Source organism: Collinsella sp. LCP21S3_D3 (assembly GCF_052118305.1).
Taxonomy (GTDB): domain Bacteria; phylum Actinomycetota; class Coriobacteriia; order Coriobacteriales; family Coriobacteriaceae; genus Collinsella.
In genome coordinates, this window is record NZ_JBQKHK010000001.1 from 1 (window position 1) to 21,115 (window position 21,115).

General features: G+C 59.1%; 29 protein-coding genes and 1 riboswitch. Of the genes, 25 read left to right on the forward strand and 4 right to left on the reverse strand.

All coding sequences use genetic code 11. From position 1 onward, the window contains the following. Window positions 1-629 precede the first annotated feature (629 nt). The 3 genes from ACTQ1S_RS00005 to ACTQ1S_RS00015 form a co-directional block, all read right to left on the reverse strand. Complete coding sequence (locus tag ACTQ1S_RS00005) at window positions 630-1,052, reverse strand: hypothetical protein (protein WP_441546754.1); 423 nt, start codon at window positions 1,050-1,052, stop codon at window positions 630-632. A gap of 8 nt (window positions 1,053-1,060) precedes the next feature. Continuing rightward, a riboswitch (SAM riboswitch) is annotated at window positions 1,061-1,151 on the reverse strand. Window positions 1,152-1,449: 298 nt separating this feature from the next. Further along, on the reverse strand, window positions 1,450-2,139 hold the full coding sequence (locus ACTQ1S_RS00010; protein ID WP_441546755.1) for a hypothetical protein: 690 nt from the start codon (window positions 2,137-2,139) through the stop codon (window positions 1,450-1,452). Window positions 2,140-2,260: 121 nt separating this feature from the next. Then, entirely contained in the window at window positions 2,261-2,914 is a 654-nt protein-coding gene (locus ACTQ1S_RS00015; RefSeq protein ID WP_441546756.1) for a helix-turn-helix transcriptional regulator, read from the reverse strand. A gap of 267 nt (window positions 2,915-3,181) precedes the next feature. Between ACTQ1S_RS00015 and ACTQ1S_RS00020 the strand changes: the two genes are divergently transcribed. After that, window positions 3,182-3,772 carry a nucleotidyltransferase family protein gene (locus tag ACTQ1S_RS00020; RefSeq protein ID WP_427747852.1) on the forward strand — a complete coding sequence of 197 codons (591 nt, stop codon included), beginning with the start codon at window positions 3,182-3,184 and terminating at the stop codon, window positions 3,770-3,772. A 113-nt stretch (window positions 3,773-3,885) separates the two neighbouring features. Here ACTQ1S_RS00020 and yqeC read toward each other — a convergent pair whose 3' ends face one another. Next, window positions 3,886-4,623 (reverse strand): selenium cofactor biosynthesis protein YqeC, encoded by a 738-nt coding sequence (gene yqeC / locus ACTQ1S_RS00025; RefSeq protein WP_441546757.1) that lies wholly within the window; start codon window positions 4,621-4,623, stop codon window positions 3,886-3,888. 102 nt (window positions 4,624-4,725) lie between these two features. Between yqeC and yqeB the strand changes: the two genes are divergently transcribed. The 24 genes from yqeB (at window position 4,726) to ACTQ1S_RS00145 (ending at window position 21,042) form a co-directional block, all read left to right on the forward strand. After that, window positions 4,726-5,520 (forward strand): selenium-dependent molybdenum cofactor biosynthesis protein YqeB, encoded by a 795-nt coding sequence (yqeB, locus tag ACTQ1S_RS00030; protein ID WP_441015027.1) that lies wholly within the window; start codon window positions 4,726-4,728, stop codon window positions 5,518-5,520. A gap of 9 nt (window positions 5,521-5,529) precedes the next feature. After that, window positions 5,530-6,573 (forward strand): XdhC family protein, encoded by a 1,044-nt coding sequence (locus tag ACTQ1S_RS00035; RefSeq protein ID WP_441546758.1) that lies wholly within the window; start codon window positions 5,530-5,532, stop codon window positions 6,571-6,573. Between the two features lie 297 nt (window positions 6,574-6,870). Further along, window positions 6,871-8,184 (forward strand): uracil-xanthine permease family protein, encoded by a 1,314-nt coding sequence (locus tag ACTQ1S_RS00040; RefSeq protein WP_441038792.1) that lies wholly within the window; start codon window positions 6,871-6,873, stop codon window positions 8,182-8,184. A 307-nt stretch (window positions 8,185-8,491) separates the two neighbouring features. After that, on the forward strand, window positions 8,492-9,049 hold the full coding sequence (gene rplE / locus ACTQ1S_RS00045; RefSeq protein ID WP_154516073.1) for a 50S ribosomal protein L5: 558 nt from the start codon (window positions 8,492-8,494) through the stop codon (window positions 9,047-9,049). A 79-nt stretch (window positions 9,050-9,128) separates the two neighbouring features. After that, window positions 9,129-9,314 carry a type Z 30S ribosomal protein S14 gene (locus ACTQ1S_RS00050; RefSeq protein ID WP_022094280.1) on the forward strand — a complete coding sequence of 62 codons (186 nt, stop codon included), beginning with the start codon at window positions 9,129-9,131 and terminating at the stop codon, window positions 9,312-9,314. A 119-nt stretch (window positions 9,315-9,433) separates the two neighbouring features. Next, window positions 9,434-9,832: a 30S ribosomal protein S8 gene (gene rpsH / locus ACTQ1S_RS00055; protein WP_006235262.1), complete on the forward strand. Its 399-nt coding sequence runs from the start codon at window positions 9,434-9,436 to the stop codon at window positions 9,830-9,832. A gap of 33 nt (window positions 9,833-9,865) precedes the next feature. Beyond that, entirely contained in the window at window positions 9,866-10,402 is a 537-nt protein-coding gene (rplF, locus tag ACTQ1S_RS00060) for a 50S ribosomal protein L6 (protein WP_370450587.1), read from the forward strand. Between the two features lie 75 nt (window positions 10,403-10,477). Then, window positions 10,478-10,846 carry a 50S ribosomal protein L18 gene (gene rplR / locus ACTQ1S_RS00065; protein ID WP_118270231.1) on the forward strand — a complete coding sequence of 123 codons (369 nt, stop codon included), beginning with the start codon at window positions 10,478-10,480 and terminating at the stop codon, window positions 10,844-10,846. Between the two features lie 14 nt (window positions 10,847-10,860). Continuing rightward, window positions 10,861-11,385 (forward strand): 30S ribosomal protein S5, encoded by a 525-nt coding sequence (gene rpsE, locus ACTQ1S_RS00070; protein ID WP_154516070.1) that lies wholly within the window; start codon window positions 10,861-10,863, stop codon window positions 11,383-11,385. 2 nt (window positions 11,386-11,387) lie between these two features. After that, the gene (rpmD, locus tag ACTQ1S_RS00075; RefSeq protein WP_154516067.1) at window positions 11,388-11,570 is read left to right on the forward strand and encodes a 50S ribosomal protein L30; all 183 of its coding nucleotides are present in this window, start codon (window positions 11,388-11,390) and stop codon (window positions 11,568-11,570) included. A 3-nt stretch (window positions 11,571-11,573) separates the two neighbouring features. Then, window positions 11,574-12,023: a 50S ribosomal protein L15 gene (gene rplO, locus ACTQ1S_RS00080; RefSeq protein WP_006235267.1), complete on the forward strand. Its 450-nt coding sequence runs from the start codon at window positions 11,574-11,576 to the stop codon at window positions 12,021-12,023. Further along, window positions 12,017-13,303, forward strand: coding sequence for a preprotein translocase subunit SecY (gene secY / locus ACTQ1S_RS00085; protein WP_441546759.1), 1,287 nt, complete (start codon window positions 12,017-12,019; stop codon window positions 13,301-13,303). Before rplO ends, secY begins: the two co-directional genes overlap by 7 nt. Before the next feature lie 18 nt (window positions 13,304-13,321). Then, the gene (locus ACTQ1S_RS00090; RefSeq protein ID WP_441044628.1) at window positions 13,322-13,948 is read left to right on the forward strand and encodes an adenylate kinase; all 627 of its coding nucleotides are present in this window, start codon (window positions 13,322-13,324) and stop codon (window positions 13,946-13,948) included. Continuing rightward, window positions 13,945-14,733, forward strand: coding sequence for a type I methionyl aminopeptidase (gene map / locus ACTQ1S_RS00095; protein WP_329738298.1), 789 nt, complete (start codon window positions 13,945-13,947; stop codon window positions 14,731-14,733). The genes ACTQ1S_RS00090 and map overlap by 4 nt, the downstream gene beginning before the upstream one ends. Window positions 14,734-14,965: 232 nt before the next feature. Beyond that, complete coding sequence (gene infA / locus ACTQ1S_RS00100) at window positions 14,966-15,184, forward strand: translation initiation factor IF-1 (protein WP_035137443.1); 219 nt, start codon at window positions 14,966-14,968, stop codon at window positions 15,182-15,184. Window positions 15,185-15,334: 150 nt separating this feature from the next. Next, window positions 15,335-15,448: a 50S ribosomal protein L36 gene (gene rpmJ / locus ACTQ1S_RS00105; RefSeq protein ID WP_006363204.1), complete on the forward strand. Its 114-nt coding sequence runs from the start codon at window positions 15,335-15,337 to the stop codon at window positions 15,446-15,448. Between the two features lie 14 nt (window positions 15,449-15,462). Continuing rightward, window positions 15,463-15,837: a 30S ribosomal protein S13 gene (gene rpsM / locus ACTQ1S_RS00110; RefSeq protein WP_154516058.1), complete on the forward strand. Its 375-nt coding sequence runs from the start codon at window positions 15,463-15,465 to the stop codon at window positions 15,835-15,837. A gap of 14 nt (window positions 15,838-15,851) precedes the next feature. Next, a complete protein-coding gene (gene rpsK, locus ACTQ1S_RS00115) occupies window positions 15,852-16,256 on the forward strand; it encodes a 30S ribosomal protein S11 (protein WP_006235274.1) in 405 nt (134 codons plus the stop codon). A gap of 19 nt (window positions 16,257-16,275) precedes the next feature. Further along, window positions 16,276-16,872, forward strand: coding sequence for a 30S ribosomal protein S4 (gene rpsD, locus ACTQ1S_RS00120; RefSeq protein ID WP_006235275.1), 597 nt, complete (start codon window positions 16,276-16,278; stop codon window positions 16,870-16,872). A gap of 32 nt (window positions 16,873-16,904) precedes the next feature. Then, complete coding sequence (locus tag ACTQ1S_RS00125) at window positions 16,905-17,846, forward strand: DNA-directed RNA polymerase subunit alpha (protein ID WP_154516055.1); 942 nt, start codon at window positions 16,905-16,907, stop codon at window positions 17,844-17,846. A 30-nt stretch (window positions 17,847-17,876) separates the two neighbouring features. After that, window positions 17,877-18,359 carry a 50S ribosomal protein L17 gene (gene rplQ, locus ACTQ1S_RS00130; protein ID WP_271742473.1) on the forward strand — a complete coding sequence of 161 codons (483 nt, stop codon included), beginning with the start codon at window positions 17,877-17,879 and terminating at the stop codon, window positions 18,357-18,359. Between the two features lie 92 nt (window positions 18,360-18,451). Then, window positions 18,452-19,276 (forward strand): tRNA pseudouridine(38-40) synthase TruA, encoded by an 825-nt coding sequence (gene truA, locus ACTQ1S_RS00135; RefSeq protein ID WP_427717709.1) that lies wholly within the window; start codon window positions 18,452-18,454, stop codon window positions 19,274-19,276. 35 nt (window positions 19,277-19,311) lie between these two features. Beyond that, window positions 19,312-20,472: a glycosyltransferase gene (locus ACTQ1S_RS00140; RefSeq protein ID WP_441546760.1), complete on the forward strand. Its 1,161-nt coding sequence runs from the start codon at window positions 19,312-19,314 to the stop codon at window positions 20,470-20,472. A gap of 132 nt (window positions 20,473-20,604) precedes the next feature. Further along, on the forward strand, window positions 20,605-21,042 hold the full coding sequence (locus ACTQ1S_RS00145; protein WP_441546761.1) for an arginine repressor: 438 nt from the start codon (window positions 20,605-20,607) through the stop codon (window positions 21,040-21,042). The last annotated feature ends 73 nt before the right edge of the window (window positions 21,043-21,115 follow it).

The following is a 21,115-nucleotide window of genomic DNA, read 5'->3' on the forward strand; positions in this document are numbered from 1 at the left end:
GCGCCCCCGGTCCCCGGGGCGCGGCCCTCTTGCTTAAACTGCTCAATTTTTCGTGCTCACGGTGCTCATTTCCCAGTGATCACTCGGACCACTTCTTAGTGAACATCAACAAACGATCACACTGATGTCGTGCCCCCTCTGCTCGTCGGTTGCTGGCATGGTACTTTTGTCGCCTGTGTGGGCGACTATACCCACCTTGAGACGCTCGAGGAGATGGCTTTCGTCGTACGGCAGAACTTATCTTTGAGACTCCGCGCGATTATGCCGAAGGCAATGGGACCATCGTCGGCGGCTTATTCTCGTGCTTTAAGGGCGCGGAATAGCATTGCTCGGCAGACGATGACCCCGATGCCGATTTCATGCATCCCTGTCAGGGGCCATTCAACCGGGAGCTTGTTTTCTATCGTTATGTGGTCAACGAGATGTGCAGTGAGCACATTGATCGCATGGATTGTCGTGGTCGGGAGGTTTCGGAAGACCTCTGGGCGGGCGATGCTGGAACGCCTACCAATGACCGGCCGGGACCTGACTTTGCTGACGTGACACGTGATTACATCATCTGGTAGTAAGTCGAGTTGCGGACGGGCGCATCCGATCTTGCGGACTTGGATTATAAAAGATACGTCCGCCTAAGCCCTCGTAATCCCGCGCGCGGCACTCAGCAGCTCATACTCCCTCTGGCTCCAATGGCACAGCTCGGCAGCCTCGACAGCGTCGCGGCACAGGTCCAAAAACACCTCAGCGCCCTCGCAGAAGCACTCACGGGCAAAGGTGCCAGATCCGTCCGCAACGCACACGCCGTCTGCAAACAGCTCCCAGCTAGACGGCTCACGCGAGTCATCTCCGAGCAACTTGATCTGCAACACATGTGGATTGCCAGCGGTGCAGAGCTCTTCCTCGAGTTTCTGTACCGTAAAGCGCATCTGGTGGGAGAGGCTGCTCTTGACCATGGCCGAGGCATAGCCGCTCGGCGCGTCCAGAAGATGCATTCGTTTTGGCTTGGCTGCCAGATTGTGGAAGTTGCGCTCACTGCGCACGGAGAAATTGTCCATACGGACTCCTTTCATCGATGTTGGCAGGGCCACCGTGCCTCTTGGCCGGTTGGCGTCGGGATCGTGGAGCCAACTCTCTACCCCGACTCTGGATAAAACGCGCCCGCTCCTTGCGGGCACGATGGAGTCTATCAGCGCGCGCGGACAGAAATCAAGCGCCGCGTGCGAAATGATGTGCAGACGGCGCTTGATTACGCGGCAATTATTCGGCCAACATCCGGAAAAGTGTCGAAATCAGCCGTAAGAAAGTACGGAAAAGTGTCGGAATCGGCACCTCAAAAGTACGGAAAAGTGTCGAATCTGACGGTCTCAACATCCGGAAAAGTGTAACCGGATGACAAAACAGCACGTAGAAGCTGGTGCTACATATGGACGCTTCAGCCGCCCTCAGCCCTCGCTACTCGTCCCCGTCGTTGGGGTCGCCCTTGAGGTTGTTGACGTCGAGGTAGTCGTTGCTCTCGTCCTCTTTTTGCTGCGTTGCCGATTCGGACTCGACGGGGCTGCGGAACAGCTGGAATCCCTCAAACGCAATGACGCCAAGTAGCACCACGACAATCGCTATAAAGATAATCTTTGCTACTGGATTGAAATCCAAAAAGCGCGGCGCCTCTTCCGCGGCGTAGTAGTCGCCATAATAATCGTCGTTGTCAGTGTGGCTATCGGTGTATGAGGATGTGGGCATAGCTTGCGCGTGGTCGTCCGGCTCGTATTCGGAAGCGGACGCGGCGACAAGTGGATTTACCGGCTCGCCGAGCGTCGGCGCGCCGGCAGATGTTTCGTCCAGATCGGCATCAGCCCAGGAATCGAAGGCAAACTGACGGGTCGCAAAGTCGTCGAGATCTGCAACGGGCGGTTCGGGCGCAAGATGCTGCGCCGCGGCGATAAACGATGCCGTCTCGGAAGGATCGCCTGCCGAATGGGTTTTGCCGCTCATTTGCTCGTCGGCTGTCCAGGGGCGATCGCTCATCACGTCGTCGAGGCTCAACGCAAACAGATCGTCTTCGCCCTCGTCAAACGCGCGTTTCGCATGCCTGGCGGCAGAAGCGAAGCCTCCGTGGCCGTTGCGCGATGCGTTGCTCGACCCCATCTTGTTCCATCCTTTCGAACTGTCTATTTCATCGATTATATGGAACTTGCCTTGCGGCCGAGTCTTGGATTCGTGCATTCCAGAACTCGCGCCCAAAAGGGGAGGGGCGCAGGCGCGCTGACTATTTTTCGCCGGCCTCTGCCTTTGCTTCGTTGAGGTAGCTATAGAAGCTGTACTTAGAGATGCCAAAGAACTCGCAGGCACGCTCGCTCGACTTGGAAATGAGGAAGGCGCCGCGACGATCGAGGTAGCCAATGGCGCGAATGCGCTCATCTTTGGTCATAAGGGCTGCGGGCTTGCCCACGTATTGCTCGCACTCGCGCAGCAGATCTTCGAGCAAGTCGCCGATGGTTTTGGTAATGGGCTCGGGCTCGGTGTAGCCCGTGCCGTCGGTGCCGGTAAAGGCATCGAGCGAGCGCTCAAAAGCTTTCATGAGCGTAATGTCAAAGTTAATGCCCAAAATGCCGACAGGCTTGCCCTCGTCGTTGCGGATAAAGATGGTCGAGGACTTAAGCAGCTTGCCATCGGCGGTTTTGGTGAGGTATGGCTCGCGGTCGTGCACGTCGGTGGTGTCCTCGTGCATGGACTCAAACACAATATGGCTGGGACCGTCACCCAGTTTGCGCCCGCTTACATGGCCGTTTTCGATCACCACGATAGAGTGATCCACGTCCTCGGTCTCCAGGTCGTGGACGACGACTTCGCAGTTGGGGCCAAACTGGAGCGCCAGGCCGTGTGCAAGGCGCTTATAAAACTCAATCTGTGCGGGGGTCATGGGTGCCTTCCTAAAAATTAGTTTGGGCACACTTTGCCATAAACCCCACTTGTTCGCAAATAACGAAAGTGTCGCTGCGTTATGAGCGCAACGCCGTCCGTTGGTTTCAGGCCTAAAGCCGGGTTGAGGTAAGCCATGTAAAGGGGGCGCTCTGCCAACCGGCGGGGTGCCCCCTTTTTGCATCGTGGGCGTGCGGGATAGGCGCTTTCGATGTAGGTGCCCCGCGGCGCGCGTTATGGGTACGATGGCTTCAGGGGAGGTATCGCCATGAAACTTGGATGCGTCATTATGGCTTCGGGCGAGGGCAAGCGGTTTGGCTCTAACAAGATGCTTGCCGACATCTGTGGAAAGCCGCTGATTCAGCGGACGATCGAATCGGTGCCCAGGGGATTTGACGTTGTTGTTACGACGCGCTGGCCCCAGGTTGCCGAGATCTGCCGTGAGCTGCGCTGCGCGTGCGTACGGCACGATGGCGCGCTCAGGAGCGAGAGCGTGCGCGCCGGCCTTACTTGGGGAGCCGATCGCGATTGGAGGGGCTGCCTCTTTTTGCCGGGCGACCAGCCGCTCGTGAGTTCGGATTCCTTTGAGGCACTCGCCGGTGCTTTTAAGGCCAACGGCGGTGTCGCGCCCGTGCGTCTTGCCCTGAACGGCGAGCCGGCCTCTCCGGTGCTGTTCCCCGCGAGCTTCTTTCCTAACCTTATGGGGCTTAAGGGCAAGGACGGCGGATCGTCGCTGCTGCGCGGCCGTGCCGATATCCAGTTGGTCGAGGCACGTGCCTACGAGCTGTGGGATGTCGACACCGCCAAGGGCCAGCGCCGCGTCTCAGAACACGTTGCGGCCTGCTACGCGCCTCGCTAGCAGGGGGTGCCGCCAGGGTAGCTAATTTGGGACGGGGCTCTTTTAGCTACCCTGCCTACCTGATGATTTTTCTCTCAACATGGGGTAGCTAAAAGAGCCCCGTCCCAAATTAGCTACCCCTGGAGGCTGGTGGCGACGACGGGGCGGCCGAGGGCAGCCTCGAAGCGGTCGGCCATCGTGGGGTCGCTGAGCGCGTCGACTTGGTTGAGTATGACGTGCGCGGCGTCGAGCCTCAGCGCCTGCATCTCGGTATTGAGCACCTGGGCGACGCGCTCGGGCGTGGCGGTATCGGTGAGCTCGCAGCCGCAACGCTCGCAAAAGAGCTCGGGGCGGTGGACGGCTTCGTTGATGGGCTTGCCGAGCCCCGAGGCGCCAACGATCCAGACGATGTTGGCCGTGCCAGAGGGAATCACCGGCTCCCAGGCGGCGTGGGCCTTGAGCGGGAGCCGCTTGCTGCCGTCCGCCTCGGCCAAGACGTAGTTAAAGCGCTGTGCCAGCTCGCCGAGCGGCTCGGCGGGGGCGGAGAGCTTGCCCGTCTCGGGGTCCAAGACACCTGCTTGGCAGATGCTTCCCCGCGCAAGGCCCGCGCAGGCCTCGCAGGTGCAACCGGGGACATGTGCGGCGCCCGGCTTCCAAGGTGCGGCGTCCAGGCGACGACCCGTCCCGTCCCATGGCACGCCGGCGACGGGAAACATATGCGTGGTGGTGCAGAGGAGCACGCGGCCGCCCGCGCGCATAAGCTCAAGGCCGAGCGTCTTTAGCAAGGTCGACTTGCCGCCGCTGCCGATAATCGCGGTAATGCCCGGCTCGATCCTGAGCGCCGAGGCGAGATTGCCGCTAACCGTTTCCATCTGTTCACCGCCGTATAATACTGTGATAATAAATAATCATCAGAGTAGCGGCCGAACCGCTTTTGCTCTGCTCAAACCGTAGCACAGGGAGGTGCCCCGGAAATGCTCGTTTATGTTCGCGGCGCCGGCGATATCGCCACGGGCGTCGCCGCCCGTTTGGTGCGCGCCGGCGTGTCGGTTGTCATGGCCGATATCGCGGTTCCCACGTGCATCCGTCGCACAATCAGTTTTTGTGAGGCCATTCGCCTGGGCGAGGTCCAGGTCGAGGGCATTCGCGCTCGCTTGGCGCAGACGCCGGCAGAGGCGCTTGCAATTACCCAGGCCGGCGATGTTGCCGTCGTGGTGGATCCCCAGGCCAAGATGCTCGGCGAACTTAAGCCCGCTGCCGTGGTCGACGCGATCCTGGCTAAGCGCAACTTGGGCACCACGCGCGATATGGCGCCTGTCGTCATCGCCGTAGGACCGGGCTTTACCGCGCCGGTCGATTGCGATGCCGTGGTCGAGACCATGCGCGGGCATTTCCTCGGCCGCGTCATCACCCAGGGCTCGCCCCAGCCCAATACGGGCGTGCCGGGTGTCATCGCCGGCTATGGCAAGGAGCGCGTTATCCACAGCCCCGCCGCCGGCGTGTTTAGGTCCGACCATGTGATTGGCGACATCGTGAGTGCCGGTGATGTGATTGGGCATGCGGGCGACACTCCCATGGTCACGCAGATTGACGGCTGCTTGCGCGGCCTTTTGGCCGACGGCGTTCTGGTGACCGAGGGCTTTAAATGTGCCGACGTCGACCCGCGTGGCGATGCCAGCTATATCAACTATATTTCGGACAAGGCGACGTCGGTCGGCGGCGGCGTACTCGAGGCGCTCGCCATGTTCACCGACGTTTTTAGGGGATAGGAAGCGACGATGGAAAAGCTCGATGTGGTGAATGCTGCGCTTGGCGCTCTGAAGGCTGGTAGGACGTGCGAGCTGGTGGTAGTTGCCGGCACGGCAGGGTCATCGCCGCGCGGCGTGGGTGCCTGGATGGCCGTCTTTGCCGATGGCAGCCAAGCGGGCACCATCGGCGGCGGTAAGATCGAGCTCTTTGCGCTGGACGAGGCGCGCGAGCTGTTGGCCGCAGGGCAGTCGCGTCTGGTCCGCTACACCATGGGCGGCGAGAACTCCGATACCGGCATGATCTGCGGCGGAGCCATCTGCCTGTGCTATCTGCACCTGGATGTATCGCGGGCGCCGTTGTTCCAGTCGGTTGCCGACGTCTTGGCGTATCGACGCATCGGCGACTTCGTCATCGACTTTGAACCGTTTATCGCAAGCGCGCTCGAAAGCGACGCTGCCGAATACCATGGCGAGGAGTCGCGCCGCACCATTGTGGGTTGCCCCGGGCTTTCGCTGACGGAAGAGGGGAGTAAGGTCACCTACACCAACGCCGCCTCCGAGATTCCCCCGGCGCACATCGAGACGCTTTGCCCCGAGGGCCTGACCTACATCTTTGGCTGCGGTCACGTGGGCGCCGCGACGGCGCGCGTGCTCACGGCGGCGGGCTTTGCCGTCGTGGCGTGCGATGACCGCCCCGGCACGTTGACGCCCGAATGGGTACCCGGCGTCTACGACCGTCGTCTGGTCGACTACAAGAACCTGGACGAGCAATGCCCCATCGGGCCGCGCGATCTGGTAGTCGTCGCCACGGCGGGCCACAAGTCCGATATCGATGTGGTGATTCAGGCTTTGCGCGCCAAGCCCGCCTATTTGGGCTGCCTGGGTTCGCGCCGCAAGACGGCCTTTGTGCGGGCTCGCTTGGAGCAGGAGGGCTTTACGCAGGACCAGATCGACGAGCTGCACCTGCCGATCGGCGTTGCCATTCAGGCCGAGGATCCCGAAGAGATCGCCATCTCCATCGCCGCCGAGATGATTCATCTGCGTCGCACCAAGCTCGTCCCCCGCAAGCGCTAGTCGCATCCCAGGGGTAGCTAATTTGGGACGGGGCTCTTTTAGCTACCCTGCCTGCTCGATGATTTTTCTGGGACGGGGACAAAAAATCATTGCGTACCTAATGTTTTTTTAATCCCCGTCCCAGAAAAATCATCTCGAGGCGTTCGCTCACTGTTGGGTAGCTAAAAGAGCCCCGTCCCAAATTAGCTACCCCAGCCCTCTGCCGCATGCGGGTCAAAATGTTACCTGTGCCATATGCCCTATAATGTCCGCCCGTTGGGCGGCATAGGGCCGCTGCCTAGGGTATGGGAGGCGCAAATGGCAGAGTCGGTGGCAGGGGACGCCCTGTTCGAGCGTACGGGAAAAGTTTCGTTTGTGCAGGTATTGCCCCATGCACTGCAGCATGTGCTGGCGGCATTCGCGGGTATCGTTACGCCCGCTATCATCATCGCGTCGGTCTGCGGCTTTACCCCTCAAGAGGAAGCCGCCGTCATTCAGGCGTCGCTGGTCCTCTCGGCGCTTGACATTTTCCTTCAACAGTTCCCCATAAAAGGCATCGTCGGCTCGGGCTTGCCCATCGTGATGGGTGCGAGCTTTACCTTCGTGCCGGCACTTAAAGCGGTCGGTCTTGAGCTTGGTTTTGAGGCCGTTCTGGGCGCTCAAGTTATCGGCGGCGCGCTCGTCGTACTCTTCGGTCTTTTGTTTAAGCGCGTGAGCTTTCTGTTCCCAGCTCCGGTGCTCGGTACCGTCATCTTTGTCATTGGCCTGTCGCTGTGCCCGGTTGCCGTGGCGTCCATGGCAGGCGGGGAGGGCGCGGCCGATTTTGGCAGCGTCACCAACTGGACCGTCGCGCTCGTGACGTTTGTCGTCACCTTTATGGTCGGTAACTACGGCAAGGGCGCGCTCAAGCTGGGCAGCATCCTGGCCGGTATCTGCGCAGGTTTTGTCGTTGCGGCGGTGTTGGGCATGGTCGACTTCTCGGCTGTCGCGACTGCAAGTTGGTTTGCCCCACCGGCGTTTGGCGCCCATCGTCTGGTGTTCGATCCAGCGGCGTGCGCCGTGGTGGGCGTTGTGGCCATCGTGAACGCCGTGCAGGTTATGGGAGAGTTTGCCGCCGTGTCCTCTGCGGCGCTCGATACCCCCGCGACCGATAGTCAGATCTCGGGCGGATTGATCGCCAATGGTCTCGTCGGTATGCTCTCGGGCTTTTTGGGCGGCGTCCCCACGGCAACCTTTGGCCAGAATGTGGGCATCATCGCCGAGAACAAAGTCGTCAACCGTATGGTCTTTACGCTCGCAGCCGCCATTCTGCTCGTCGCGGGCCTGCTGCCCAAGTGCGCGGCAGTGCTCACGTCCATTCCGCAACCGGTGATTGGCGGCGCCACGATCGGCGTGTTCGCAACCATCGGCATGAACGGTGTGGTCATGTTTTCCCGCCACGGCCTGTCTCAGCGCGATACCACGCTCATGGGTCTCTCTATCGCCTTTGGCACGGGCATTGAGCGCACGGCCGGCGCACTTGCCGGCGCTGGATTCCCCGCATGGGTCGACACCGTCTTTGGCGGATCCTCCATTGCCGTCGCCGCACTTGTCGCCGTCGTCCTCAACCTGGTCCTGCCTCGCCAAAAATAACGCCCCATATATGAGTTGCGGTGAAATACGGATTGTTTAAGCCGGTTAAGCTGTCAAACAGTCCCTATTTCACCGCAAGTGCTTTTTGGGACCCATTTGTGCGGGGGAGTTGTGGAGTTGTGCAGGCAGACGATGTTTTTCTGGAAATACGCACCCAATGCGCGTATAGTACCGATTGTTTTGTCGGCTCCTGCTGCGTCGAGTCCAAACCGCGAAATGCCATGAGCGGCGCGGATGCAGTCAGGAGGCACGAGGACAACCCACCGTGGCCACGCCCCGTGCTTAAAACCCCAAGAAGGAGTGAACAATGGCAGAAGAGAAGTATGTGCCGCGTCTGAAGGCCAAGTACAACAACGAGGTCAAGCAGCAGCTTCAGGACAAGTTCCAGTACGAGAACGTCATGATGATCCCCAAGTTTGAGAAGATCGTCGTGAACATGGGTGTCGGCGAGGCCGCTACCGATTCCAAGGCCATCGACGGTGCCGTGCGCGACCTGCGCGCCATCACCGGCCAGCAGCCGATGATCACCCGTGCCCGCAAGTCCATCGCTACCTTCCGCCTGCGCGCTGGTATGCCGATCGGCTGCAAGGTTACCCTGCGTGGCGACCGCATGTGGGAGTTCTTCGATCGTCTGACCTCCGTCGCTATCCCCCGTATCCGCGACTTCCGCGGCATCTCCGCCAAGAGCTTCGACGGCCGTGGTAACTTCTCCATGGGCGTCACCGAGCAGCTCATCTTCCCCGAGATCGACTTTGACTCCGTCGATCACCAGCGTGGTATGGACATCACTTTCGTGACCACCGCCAACACCGATGAGGAGGCCAAGGCCCTTCTGGACGCCTTTGGTTTCCCGTTCAAGAAATAGGTTCACCTGCCCTATAAGCGCCGTTCCCACAAGGGGGCGGCGCTTGGGGCGAACAATACTCTATGTGAGGAGGATATAAGTGGCTAAGACATCGATGATCGTCAAGTGCAATCGCAAGCAGAAGTTCTCTACTCGTGAGTACACGCGCTGCCAGCGCTGCGGCCGTCCGCACTCTGTGTACCGCAAGTTCGGCCTGTGCCGTGTCTGCTTCCGCGAGCTTGCACTCAAGGGCGAGCTTCCCGGCGTTAAGAAGGCCAGCTGGTAAGTCACTACCAGCGTTTCAAGCATCCGTTTGGAACAGGGAAAACGTGCTAGTTAGGCTTTGCCGTTAAGGGCGGCGAAGAACCAAGAGCACGTGTTCATCAAGAACGAAGGAGAATCTGTATGAACCTTACAGACCCGATCGCAGATATGCTTACGCGCATTCGTAACGCTAACTCTGTGAACAAGGCCACGGTCTCCATGCCGAGCAGCAAGAAGCTCGTCGAGATCGCTCGTGTTCTGCACGAGGAGGGCTACATCGAGGGCTACGATGTCGAGGACACCGTTCCCCAGAAGACTCTGCACATCACGCTTAAGTATGGTCCCAAGAAGGCTAAGGTCATCAACGGCATCCGCCGCATTTCCAAGCCGGGCCTGCGTAAGTACACCGGCGTTGCCGACATGCCCCGCGTCCGCGGTGGCCTTGGTACCGCCATTATTTCCACCAGCCATGGCGTCATGACCGACCGCGATGCTCGCAAGCACAACGTCGGCGGCGAGATCATCGCTTACGTCTGGTAATTCGCTCGGTAGGTAGAAGGAAAGGAGATCACCGTGTCTCGTATCGGTAATAAGCCTGTCCAGATTCCCGCCGGAGTCGAAGTGGCAGTCAACGGCAACAACGTTGTCGTCAAGGGCCCCAAGGGCCAGCTCGAGCTCGATGTCTATGAGAAGCTCGCTATCAACATCGAGGACAACGTCCTCACCGTTTCCCGTCCCGACGACGAGCGTGAGACCCGTGCCCGCCACGGCCTCACCCGCGCCCTCATCCACAACATGGTTGTTGGCGTTTCCGAGGGCTTCGAGAAGAAGCTCGAGCTCGCCGGCGTCGGTTACCGCGTGCAGCAGAAGGGCAAGAACCTCGAGTTCTCCCTGGGCTTCTCGCACCCCGTGATCGTCGAGGCTCCCGAGGGTATCACCTTCGAGGTTCCCGACAACACCCACGTGAACGTCAAGGGTATCAACAAGCAGCAGGTCGGTCAGATCGCCGCTGAGATCCGCGGCCATCGTCCTCCCGAGCCTTACAAGGGCAAGGGTATCCACTACGTTGGCGAGCACATCCGCCGCAAGCTGGGTAAGGCCGCCAAGTAGTCGTAACCGACTCACTCGCATAAGACCAGCACCCCGTTAGGTGCTGGCAAGATCAACCTTTTTAGGAGTTTACGTATGAACAAGCATAAGGCGAAGCTGGAAGGCCTCAAGCGTCGTCAGCGTCGTGTTCGCGGCAAGATCTCGGGTACCGCCGAGCGTCCGCGTCTTCGCGTGACCCGTACTAACGCCAACATCTATGCCCAGATCATCGACGACAGCAAGGGCTCCAGCCTGACGCTCGTCTCTGCCTCGACCCTCGAGGCCGAGTTCAAGGGCACCCACACCTCGAACAAGGAGGCTGCGGAGAAGGTCGGTCAGCTCGTTGGCAAGCGCGCCATCGAGGCCGGCATCACCAAGGTCGCCTTCGATCGCGGTGGCCGTATCTACCATGGCCGCGTCAAGGCCCTCGCCGACGGTGCTCGTGCCGCCGGTCTCGAGTTCTAGGAGGTATGTAGCACATGGCTCGTAATCAGAAGCAGCAGCGCGAGGCCTCCGAGTTCGAGGAGCGCGTCGTTTACATCAACCGCGTGTCGAAGACCGTCAAGGGCGGCCGTCGCATGAGCCTCGTCGCTCTCGTCGTCGTTGGCGACGGTAAGGGCAACGTCGGCGTTGGCATGGGCAAGTCCGCTGAGGTGCCCATGGCCATCTCCAAGGCGTCTCTCGATGCCAAGAAGAACATGTTCCACGTGCCGGTGACCGAAGAGGGCACCATTCCGCACGAGGTTATCGGCCACTTTGGTGCCGGCCGCATCATCATCAAGCCCGCTGTCGAGGGTACCGGCGTTATCGCCGGCGGCGCTGTGCGTCCCCTCTTTGAGCTTGCTGGCATCAAGAACGTCCTGTCCAAGTCCCTCGGTACCGACAACGGCCTCAACATCATCAAGGCTGCCGTCGAGGGCCTCAAGGAGCTCTCCAGCCCTGAGGACGTCGCGGCTCGCCGTGGCCTGACGGTCTCCGAGATGTTCGTCGGTAAGGAGAACTAAGCATGGCTGACACCATCAAGATCAAGCAGGTCCGCAGCACCAACGGTTGCAAGCAGGACCAGGTCCGTACTGTCCGTGCCCTCGGTCTCCACAGGATCCGCGAGGTTCGCGAGATTACTGACAACGAGTCCGTCCGCGGCATGATCTTCAAGGTCAAGCACCTTGTCGAGATTGTAGAGGAGTAGCAAATGCAGCTTCACGATCTTACTCCCGCGCCCGGTTCCACCAAGAACCGCAAGCGCGTTGGCCGTGGCAATTCTTCGGGTCACGGCACCACTTCTGGCCGCGGCCAGAAGGGCCAGGGCTCTCGCTCTGGCGGCACCAAGGGTGCCGGCTTCGAGGGTGGCCAGACTCCGCTGGCTATGCGCCTGCCCAAGCTTCCGGGCTTCCGCAACCCCCGTCGTATCGAGTACACCGCTGTTAACGTTGAGCGTCTCGAGCGTAAGTTCGAGGATGGCGCTGTGATCGACGGTGCCGCTCTTAAGGCCGCTCGCATCACCAAGAGCGAGTTCGAGCCCGTCAAGGTGCTCGGCAATGGTGAGCTTACCAAGAAGTTCACGGTCAAGGTCGACAAGGTCAGCGCTTCTGCGCAGGCCAAGATCGAGGCCGCCGGCGGAAAGGTCGAGCTGCCGTGCTAAATGGTCTTAAGAATGCTTTCCGCATCAAAGAACTGCGCGAAAAGATTCTTTTTACCATAGCTATGCTCGTCGTGTACCGCATTGGTGCGCACGTTCCTGTGCCCGGCATTCCCTTCCAGGGGATGCTGGGCCTTTTCTCGACCGATAACAATTCGGTCGCCGCAGGTGCTATGGCCCTCCTGAATCTTTTCTCTGGCGGCGCGTTGAGCTATGTGTCGGTGTTTTCGCTGGGCATCATGCCTTACATCACCAGCTCGATCATCCTCCAGATGCTCCAGGCCGTTGTGCCTTCCCTGCATGAGCTTGCCCGCGAGGGCGAGGTCGGTCAGACCAAGATTACGCAGTATTCGCGTTACCTCACCCTGGCTCTGGCAATCTTCAACTCCGTGGGTTACCTCTTCCTCTTTAAGAGCTTCGGCATCAGCTTTAATGGCGCCGCCGCTCCCGAGATCATCTTCGACCTCATGATCGTCGGCACGCTCACCGCGGGCGCCATGCTGATCATGTGGATTGGTGAGCTCATTACCCAGCGTGGTATCGGCAATGGCATGTCGCTGATCATCTTTGCGAACATCATGGCCGGTCTGCCGCAGGCGATCTTCTCCAGCACCGAGGGCAATGGCGGTGGCATCATCACTATGGTGATCATCTGCGCCATCATCCTGCTGGTTATCCCACTGATTGTTTTCCTTGAGCGCGGCCAGCGCCGCATTCCGGTCTCCTACGCTAAGCGCGTCGTGGGCCGTCGCATGATGGGTGGCCAGACCACCTACCTGCCCATCAAGGTCAACACCGCGGGTGTCGTGCCGATCATCTTCGCTTCGGCGCTGCTGTACTTCCCGGCTCAGGTTGCCGTGTTCTTCCCCGGCATCGGCTGGATTCAGGCAGTTGCCTCTGCGCTTTCGACCGGTTGGCTCAACTGGGTGCTTAACGTTGTCCTCATCGTGTTCTTCGCGTACTTCTACACCTCCATGGTGTTCAATCCCGACGACACGGCCGACAACCTTAAGAAGCAGGGCGGCTTTATTCCGGGCGTTCGTCCGGGTAGGGCTACCGCGGCCTACATCAAGAACGCGCTCAACAAGATTACGCTTCCCAGCGCTGTCTTTTTGGCGCTCATCGCCATCGTGCCTTCGATCATCTTCTCCTTCACGGGCAATCAGCTGATCCAGGCATTTGGCGGCACGTCCATCCTCATCATGGTCGGCGTCGTGCTCGACACGGTCGACAAGCTCGAAGGCCAGATCAAGATGTATGATTACGATGGATTCTTTAAATAGGCTAGAGGAGGATTGCTCATGAACCTCGTATTGCTCGGAGCTCCGGGTGCCGGTAAGGGCACCGTTGCACAGGAGCTCGTCGCCGAGTTTGGCGTCGCCCACATCTCCACGGGCGACCTGCTGCGTGCTGCCGTCAAGGGTGGCACCGAGCTTGGTATTCAGGCTAAGAAGTACATGGACGCTGGCGAGCTCGTTCCCGACCAGCTCGTGATCGACCTTGTCAAGGAGCGCCTTGCCGCCGATGACGCCCAGCAGGGCTTCATCCTCGACGGCTTCCCGCGCAACACCGCCCAGGCTGTGACGCTCGATTCCGAGCTCTCCGGCATGGGTCGCGAGATCGACTGCGCCCTTCTGGTCGACGTTGCCCCCGAGGTCATCATCGATCGTCTGTCCTCGCGTCGAACCTGCCGCGCCTGCGGTTACACCGGCACTGCCGCCGATGTTACCTGCCCCAAATGCGGCGGCGAGATGTATCAGCGCGACGACGATAAGCCCGAGACCATCAAGAACCGTCTCGACGTCTACGAGAAGTCCACGAGCCCGCTTGTCGATTACTATCGTGGCCAGGGTCTGCTCAAGTCGGTCAACGGTGACCAGGCTCGCGAGACCGTATACGGGGATGTCAAAGAGGCCCTCGGTCTATGATTAAGATTAAGTCTGCAACGCAAATCGAGCAGATGAAGAAGGCAGGAGCGCTATCTAAGATGGCGCTCCGCCACGTTGGAGCCATGGTGCGTCCCGGCGTTTCGACTTTTGAGCTCGATCAGCTCGCGGAGCAGATTATCCGCATGCATGGCGGCACCCCGGCCTTTAAGGGTTACGGCGGGTTCCCGGGGACCATTTGCGCATCGATCAACGATGCGGTGGTCCACGGTATTCCCAACCCCGATATGATCCTGCGCGATGGCGATATCATCTCTATCGATACGGGAGCCGTTGTCGACGGTTGGGTTGGCGATAACGCATGGACGTTTTTCGTCGGCACCCCTACGCCCGAGGCCAAGGCCCTGTGCGAGGTCACGCGCGATTGCCTTAAGGCTGCCATTGAGCAGGCTGTTCCCGGTAACCATATCGGGGATGTTGGTTATGCCGTCCAGTCCCTCGCCGAGTCTCACGGTTATGGCGTGCTTCGTGACTATGTGGGCCATGGCATTGGCCGCGTGATGCACGAGGACCCCAACGTTCCTAACTATGGAAAGAAGGGGAGGGGCGTTCGCCTCCAGGCCGGTATGGTCATTGCCATCGAGCCGATGGTAACGATGGGTTCCAACCATGTGAGCACGGGCTCCGACGGTTGGATCGTCACCACCAACGACCACCTGCCCGCCGCGCACTACGAGAACACCGTCGCCATCACCAATGACGGTCCGGTGATTCTCACCACGGATGCGCAAGGATCCTGGTGTTCGCTCCAAGGCGGAGAAATGTAAAAGTCGCCGCCCCCTGATGCCCAACCTCGCCTTTCAATTTCGAAGGCATGACCCCAAGGTCTATGCCTTCTCATTTCAAGGCGATCTTGGGCATCAGGGAACGGCTTTGTTTTACATTTCAAATGTAACAAGTTCACCGTAGTTGTGGAGCCATTACGAAGTTATTACGATGCGTGTATACGTGTTGTAAAATACTCAATCGCTGTCGTTTTCTAGAGAAAGATGATTGCTTGTGAAGAAGGAAGACGCAATTGAGCTCGAGGGTACGGTAAAGGAACCGTTGCCTAATGCCATGTTTAAGGTCGAGCTCGAGAACGGTCATTCGGTTCTGTGCAACATTTCTGGCAAGATTCGAATGAATTACATCCGTATTCTCCCCGGTGACAGGGTTGTCGTGGAGCTTTCCCCGTACGACCTGACCCGCGGCCGCATCACCTATCGCTACAAATAGCGGCACGCATACACACACTCTATTTCCGACTGCAGGCTTAGCTCAACCTACGGTCGGATTGTGTGTGAAGACCAGCCATAGTTTTAAACGCCTGCGGCTGGGCGAGTAGATAGTAGGGAAGTAGTTTGAGCGCTACCGAAAGGAAGAACGATGAAGGTACGTCCTTCGGTCAAGAAGATGTGCGATAAGTGCAAAATCATTAGGCGCCATGGCAAGGTCCTCGTCATTTGCGAGAACCCCCGTCATAAGCAGCGTCAGGGTTAAGAGAGGAGACTACGTTGGCCCGTATTAATGGTGTCGACCTCCCGCGTGAGAAGCGCGTTGAGATCGGTCTGACCTACATTTACGGCATCGGCCGCACCACTGCGACGAAGATTTGCGTCGAGTGCAACGTTAACGTGGATACGCGCGTTAAGGACCTCACCGAGGATGAGGTTAACGCCATCCGCGAGTATATCGACAAGAACCAGATCATGGTTGAGGGCGACCTCCGCCGTGAGCGCAACCAGAACGTCAAGCGCCTTATGGACATCGGCTGCAACCGCGGCCTTCGTCACCGCAAGGGCCTCCCGGTCCGCGGCCAGCGCACCCACACTAACGCTCGTACCCGCAAGGGCCCGAAGCGTCAGATCGGTGCTAAGAAGAAGAAATAAGGAGCGCTAGATAGATGGCTACTGCTAAGAAGAACGTTCGCGCTGCCCGTCTGAAGCGCGCGGACCGTAAGAACATTTCCGTGGGCCAGGCTCACATCCGTTCTACGTTCAATAACACGATCGTTTCGATCACCGATCCCCAGGGCAACGTCATTTCCTGGAAGTCGGCTGGCCAGGTGGGCTTCAAGGGCTCCCGTAAGTCCACGCCGTTCGCTGCCCAGATGGCTGCCGAGGCTGCTGCCAAGCAGGCCATGGAGCACGGTATGAAGAAGGTTTCCGTCTTCGTCAAGGGCCCCGGCTCCGGTCGTGAGACCGCCATCCGCTCCCTCCAGGCTGCTGGCCTCGAGGTCTCGAGCATTCAGGACAAGACCCCCATCCCGCACAACGGCTGCCGCCCCAAGAAGCGTCGCCGCGTGTAACTGAAAGGATCGTATCAATATGGCAATCGACAGGACTCCTGTTCTTAAGCGCTGCCGTCAGCTCGGGATCGATCCCGCTGAGCTCGGTTACAGCAGCAAGAAGGAATCTATCCGTCAGCCCAAGCGCCGTCGCAAGGAATCTGAGTACGGCATGCAGCTGCGCGAGAAGCAGAAGGTCAAGTTCATCTATGGCGTTCTGGAGAAGCAGTTCCACGGCTACTTCAACAAGGCCCGTAAGATGAACGGCGTTACCGGTGAGAACCTCATGATCATCCTTGAGTCTCGCCTCGACAACGTTGTTTTCCGTCTTGGCTTCGCTCGCACCCGTAAAGAGGCTCGTCAGTCCGTCCGCCACGGTCACTTCACCGTGAACGGCAAGCGCGTGGACATCCCGTCCTACCGCGTCAAGGCCGGCGACGTCGTCGCTGTCGGCGAGAAGTTCCGTGACCTCCTCCCCATCAAGGAGGCTCTGATTTCCTCCGAGCGCTTTGAGGTCCCTGGCTGGCTTGAGGTCGATATCGAGAAGCTGTCTGGTAACGTGCTCGCTCTGCCGACGCGTGAGCAGATCAGCGGTGATATCAACGAGCAGCTCATCGTCGAGCTCTACTCTAAGTAGTCCATCCGGGCTGCTGAGGCTGGAGGTAATACATGTCAGAATTCATTAGGCCTCAGGTTCAGGTCGAAGAGATCAACGAGACGTCTGCTCGTGTCTCCGTCGAGCCGCTCGAGCGCGGTTACGGTGATACGCTGGGCAACTCCCTGCGTCGCGTTCTTCTGTCCTCGCTCGAGGGTGCCGCCGTCGAGGCTATTCAGATCGATGGTGCGCAGCACGAGTTCATGACCATCCCTAACATGGTCGAGGATGTCACTGACATCGTCCTGAATGTCAAGGGTCTTGTCTTCAGGGCTCTCGGCACGACCGACGAGGCGACCGCCACCATCTCGGTTGACGGCCCCTGCGAGGTCACCGGTGCGGACTTCTTTATTCCGTCCGAGTTTGAGTTGGTCAACCCCGAGCAGCACATCGCTACGCTCACCGAGGGTGGCCATCTCACCATGAGCATGCGCATCGGCTATGGCCGCGGCTATGTCTCTGGCGAGGCCAACAAGCGCGACAACGATCCCATCGGTGTGATCCACGTCGACTCGCTGTACTCGCCGGTATCCCGTTGCGCCAAGCTCGTTGAGGCTTGCCGTGTCGGTCAGCACACCGACTACGACCGCCTTGTCCTCGAGATCGAGACCAACGGCTCCATCGCCCCGCGCGACGCCGTGGTCCAGGCTGCCAATATCATCAACCAGCATATGGCTGCCTTTATGAACCTTGCCGAGACCCCCGAGGTCGAGGAGGAGGTTTCGATCTTCGCTCCCGAGGTCACCAACGACAACGCCGAGCTGGACAAGCAGATCGAGGATCTGGACCTTTCTGTCCGTTCCTACAACTGCCTTAAGCGTGCCAGCATTCACTCGGTCCGTCAGCTCGTTGAGTTCTCGGAGAACGATCTTCTGAACATCCGCAACTTCGGTGTTAAGTCGATCGAGGAAGTGAAGGACAAGCTTGAGTCCATGGGCCTGAGCCTGAAGGCTTAATGCTTCGCATATTTGAGGAGAAACTAGACCATGCGTCACAACGTTAAGAAGGGCCTGAAGCTCGGCACCGATGCGAGCCACACCAAGGCCATGAAGAAGAGCCTGGCCAAGGCCCTCTTCGAGAACGACCGCATCAAGACCACCGAGACCCGCGCTAAGGCGCTGCGTTCGGTTGTCGAGCCGATCATCACCTGGGCCAAGAAGGGCGACCTGCACTCTCGTCGTCTGGCTATCGCCAAGCTCGGCGATAAGCAGCTCGTTGCCGAGATCTTCGACAAGGCTGCTCAGGGCATGTGGCAGGATCGCAACGGCGGTTACACCCGCATCATGAAGCTCGGTAACCGTAAGGGCGACAACGCTCCCATCGTTATCATGGAGCTCGTCACCGAGCCTTGCACGCCCAAGGCCAAGAAGGCTGCTCCGGCCCCCAAGAAGGCCGCTGCTCCCAAGAAGGTCGAGGCTGTCGAGGAGACCGCTGCCGAGGAGGCTCCTGCTGAGGAGACCGCTGAGTAGACAATTCGTCTGCATAGGCTATATTCGAGGGGTACGTTCGCGTACCCCTCTTTTTTTGTCGCGATATCGTTGTTTGTTTGTTGGGAGCGCCCATGACCGCGCCGTCTGATTTCAATTTGACTCCAGAGCTCGATGCCACGTTGGTGTTTCGTGTTGCCTATGACGGCTCGTCCTATAGCGGATTTGCCGAGCAGCCAGGGCAGACGACGGTTGCCGGAGAGCTGCGTCTTGCCATAGAGACGCTCTTGCGCCGTTCAGTCGATTTGACGTGTGCCGGGCGCACCGATGCAGGGGTGCATGCGGTGGCCCAATACATCAGCGTGCCCGTTACGGACGCTGAGCTCGCTTTAACGCGCCGCAGGTGGCTGCGAGCTATGGATGCGCTGCTGCCCAAAGATATCGCCGTTAATGAGGTCTACAAGGCCCGTAAGGGCTTTTCTGCGCGTTTTGACGCACGTTCTCGGACCTATACCTACCGCATTGCTGATCGCGATGCGCGTCCGGTGCTATCGCGTGGTGCGGTATGGTGGCACCGTTATCCTTTGGACGTGGATGCGATGGCAGCCGCCTGCCCAGCGCTTTTGGGCGAACAGGACTTTAAGAGCTTTTGTAAGGTCGCTTCTGCCGTGGGCAAGCCAACGCATCGTTGCGTGATGCGTGCCGAGTTTGGCCACGAGGTCGCCTTTGGCGAGGATATCCTTACGTTTACCATCGAAGGCAATGCTTTTTTGCATTCGATGGTGCGCACCATCGTGGGAACGCTCGTCGAGATCGGCATGCATCGCCGCGATCCCGAGTGGATGCGCGAGGTGATTGACGCTTGTGATCGTACTGCTGCGGGTCCCACGGCGCCGGCGTGCGGCCTTACCTTTATGGGCGTAGATTATGACCCCACCGAGCTCGTCGCGCTCGAATAGGGGAGAAGCGAGAGCCGTCTAAGTATGCTGCTCGTGTGGGCGAGCCGTGTGCAACATCTGTTCTTGGCGTGCAGCGCATCAGGCGACTCATTGCGTTTATTGCCGGGGTGTACCATGAACGGCAGTTGATTATTGCTGTCGAGAGGATGGATAACTTGCTTCGACGTGGCTCGCTTCCGCGACTTTCGGTGATCCTTGTTGTGGAGGGTTCGCCCAGCTACGCGATGCGTGCACTCGAAAGCGTCCAAAACCAAGACCTCTACGACATGCAGATTGTCGTTGCATGTCGCAACGCTGCGCCGGGCGTTCGTCATTCGCTCGATGTTGCCGCGGGCAGAGATATTCACATCGATTTGATAGACGTTGACGATCCGTCGAGCGGAGCTTGCCTTCGCGAGGGTTTTGCCGCTTCGCGCGGGGCCCACATTATCGCAATGAGCGCCGATGAGTGGTTTGCGCCGCACGCGTTTTTGGCAATGCTCGATGTCGCTTGTGAGACCTCGGCAGATATCGTATTTCCCTCGGTGTCGCTCGATCGCTACGATACGCATCGGGAACGCCATTCTCGTATGTTGGACGCGCAATCCATTGCCCTTGCCGACGATGGAGACCGGGCTTTAGGCCTGGCCAAGCTGGTCGAGAGCGGTCTGGTTTGTCAACATTCCGGCGTGATGTATGAACGCTCCCTGTTTGAGTTGTGTCTGCAGCATGCCGAGTCGTATCGTGCGATCGCCTTTTTGGCGCCTGCCCTTTCGCATGCGGAACGCGTATTGGGGTGCGCCGAAGCTTGTTTCCATACGGCCGCGCCATCGGTTGCGGATTCATTCGACCCCACCATGTTCTCGCGACTTTCCGATGACGCCAAGGTGCTTGAAGAGCTTTGCGTGCCATTTGACGCAATAGATGACGATAACCATCTAAAGCTGGCCTGCCAACGGTTTTACTATGGCCGCTTGGTTGCTTGTATCGAGAATTTGTGCCTGAGCCCCCATGGGGTGTCTTCAATTGAGCGCACGGCACGATTGCGTGATATGCTCAACGACGTGCGGACCCGCCAGATGGCGGTGGCCCTTAAGGGAGAGCGCCGAGGCCTTGGGCTTTTGTTTGGGCCGATTGCCAACGTTAAGCCTATGCGCTGCGTTATGTATGCGCATCTGGCTGCTTTTTTGAACAGAACGGGCGCAAGGATAGCCTAGCTGTGTCATATTCGAAAATAATTTGCATAGAATTGTTTCGAAATGCGTTCTTATTCACAAATAGCCTCAAATAGCGCTAAACTATTCAATCACTGATAGATTGTCTTCGCCATCTATGGAGTGAGGTTTTATATGGCTAAAAAACGCAACGGGCGCCAGGATGCCATCAGAGATATCGTGCGCAATAAAGACGTGCGTACGCAGCGCGTGCTGGTGGACGAACTCCGCGCCATGGGCTTTGATTGCACGCAGGCGACGGTTTCGCGTGACATCGCCGATATGGGGCTGCGCAAACTGCCCGAGGGCATCTATGTTCTGGCTGAGGACCTGCACCTGCAGCGCATGGTCTCCGAGCTGGTTACCGGTGTGTTGCGCACCGACAACCTGGTTATGATTAAGGCTCAGCCCGGCACCGCCTCGGGCATTGCCGCGGCTGTCGATGCGGCCGAGCTGCCCGATGTGCTCGGATCGCTTGCCGGCAATGACACGATTTTGGTTATCGCTCAGACTGCCGAGGATGGCGAACGCCTCGAAGCGTTGATTAACAAGCTCAGTGCCACGCGTAAATAGCTTTACGCGCGTAAACAACGCCAGCTAAGACGGTGGAAATACAGGGGCGTCGGTTTTGAGCCGACGCCCTTTT